The organism is Catellatospora coxensis (genome assembly GCF_016862635.1).
Classification (GTDB): Bacteria; Actinomycetota; Actinomycetes; order Mycobacteriales; family Micromonosporaceae; genus Catellatospora; species Catellatospora coxensis.
On the sequence record NZ_BONI01000181.1, the window covers coordinates 1 to 2309 of the forward strand.

The 2309-nt window shown below is 67.9% G+C and carries 3 protein-coding genes; all 3 read right to left on the reverse strand.

The features are described 5' to 3' along the window. Positions 1-1231: tyrosine-type recombinase/integrase (locus Cco03nite_RS41850; protein WP_203699611.1), on the reverse strand; the 1231-nt coding region annotated here is incomplete at its 3' end. Beyond that, positions 1231-1410 (reverse strand): helix-turn-helix domain-containing protein, encoded by a 180-nt coding sequence (locus Cco03nite_RS41855; RefSeq protein ID WP_203699612.1) that lies wholly within the window; start codon positions 1408-1410, stop codon positions 1231-1233. The genes Cco03nite_RS41855 and Cco03nite_RS41850, both read right to left, overlap by 1 nt. A 17-nt stretch (positions 1411-1427) precedes the next feature. After that, positions 1428-2309, reverse strand: an 882-nt coding sequence (locus Cco03nite_RS41860; RefSeq protein ID WP_373314467.1) for a replication initiator, incomplete at its 5' end; no start/stop codon positions are given.

The following is a 2309-nucleotide window of genomic DNA, read 5'->3' on the forward strand; positions in this document are numbered from 1 at the left end:
GCTGGATCTTGCGTGTCGCCTCCACGTAGATGGTCTTGGTGATCGTTGGCGAACTGTGTCCCAGGACGTCCTGGATGTTCTCGATCGGCACACCTTGGTCGTACAAGATCGTTGCGCAGGAGTGCCGCAGGTCGTGAAACCGGATCTGCGGCACACCCGCCTTGGCGCACAGCTGGTCAAAGTGCCGCTTCAGGTTGCGCGGCTCGACCGGTGTTCCAATCTTGGTGGCGAAGACCATCCCATGGTCGGCCCACTGCTTTGCGGTCTTGCTCTGGCGGACCTGGTCCGCCCGGTGAAGCTCAAGCACCCGCGCCAGTGGCTGGGCCAAGGCCACCTTCCGCTCTGAGCTGTCGGTCTTTACCGGCCCGTTGACGAGTTGGCCGTTGACCCGCTGAAGTGACCGCCGGACCGTGATCACGTTCTCGACGAAGTCGACATCGATCCACCGCAGGCCCAGGGCCTCCCCCCGGCGCAGGCCCAACGCCAAAGCGACCGAGTACAGCGCATACCACCGATCACCGCGAGCCGCCTTCAGGAAGCGCCGCGCCTCCTCTGCGGACCAGGGGGTGAACTTCGGCCGGTACCGGTGCGAGATCCGCAGGTGGCGGGCCGGGTTCGTGGCTATCAGCTCGTCCACGATCGCGTCCTGGAGCATGGCCCTGACGATGCGGTGCGCATACCGGACCGAGCCGTCGGACAGGACGTTCGCACAGCACACGGCAGGAACGGCCGCACAACAGCGCGCCGAGGCCCCTCGCTGGACCCGCTTCCTGTCCTTGCCGAGAGCGCAGCACTGGCACACGCCCTTGAGCCGGTTGAGGAACGTGCGGACGTCGGCCGGCCGAAGCTGCCCGAGCTTCTTGCTGCCGAGATAGGGCAGGACGTACGCGCCGGCCAGCCGCCGATAGTTGGCCAGCGTCGCGGGGCGGACCCTAGGTTCGGCCACATGCGTGAGCCAGTAGTCGAGGTAGTGGCCGACCGTGTCACCGCCGGTCGGAACGCGAACGCCGGCCATCTTGTCCGACTGGAGTTTGATCATCGCTTCGTGGGCTTCCTGCCACGAACTGCCGTAGACGCTGCGCCGGACCTCAGAGCCGTTGGTCGCGTAGACCCAGACTCTGGCCTCCCACCGGCCGTCTTTGCGTTGGCGGATCGAGCCCTCTCCGTTGCGACGGCTCCGTCCCTTACCTTTCGTCGGTTCGCCGCCAGATTCGCTGGTCACGCGGGCCATCAGCTTGCCTCCTCAACTAGTCGGGCCATGTAGGTACGGACAGACGACTCCGTGATCCGTCGAGCACGGCTGGCGACCGTGACGGCGGTGAGCTTGCGCTGTTTCGCGAGACGGAAGACTGTCCATCGCGAGACGCCGAGAAGGGTTCCTGCTTCATCCATGGTCAGGAAGCGGTCCATGGTCATTCCTCCCCTGGTCAGGTGTCACTCGGTCGGATGGTGTGTGGTCGGCGCTGGCGTGCGGCGTCGGCGGCCATGGCGGCGAGTGCGGCGTCGCCGGTGGTGCGCCAGCCGTTGCCGACGTGCTGCCAGTGGTTGATGACCAGCACGGTCGAGTCGTCGGCGGCGTCGTCCATGTCCACGGGTTCGCTGGGCGCGGCGGCCCGGACGGCGACCTGTTCGCGCGGGTCGGGTCGGCGGGCGGCGCGGAGTGCGCCCATGGTGGTGGAGTAGCGGCGGCTCTTGGTGGCGAAGTGGCCGCCGAAGCCGAGCATGTGTGCCCAGCGGCGTAGTCCGTTCCAGCCGTCGGCGGTGCCGAGGTTCCAGCAGGCGGTGATGAGCCGGTGGGCGTGGTTGTGCGGGTTGCCGGCGTAGTGCTTGGCCGATGCCCAGGTGACGCGTCCGGCGTTGACGCCGGTGATCTCGGTGGCTTTGGTGGCGTATTTGGCCAGGTATCCGGCTACGTGCTGCTCGGTCAGCGACTCACCCGGCAGGCCGGTCCGTACGACCTTGACGTCTACCTGGGTGCCCCAGCTCAGTTCCCACCCGTCCGGCTTGGCCGGGTGCGGTGCCGTGGTGAGCGCGGTCGTGCGGGCAGCAGCCGAGACAGCCGCCTTGAGCATGTCGGCGGTGTAGAGCGGGATCTGGTCGCCGTTGGGGGCGATGCCGAACGGCGGTGCCGCGATGGTGTGAGGGTCGCCGGGCAGGTTCGCGTCAAGGCGGAGCAGGGCGTGCAGGTGGACGACGCCGCGCCGCTGGTACTCGGCGACCTTGGCGTAGCGGAGCTTGACCGGCCCTCGGGGGGTCGCGCCGATGTGCCGGCGCACGGCCAGGATGGTCCGGTCCCACAGCTTGGCGAC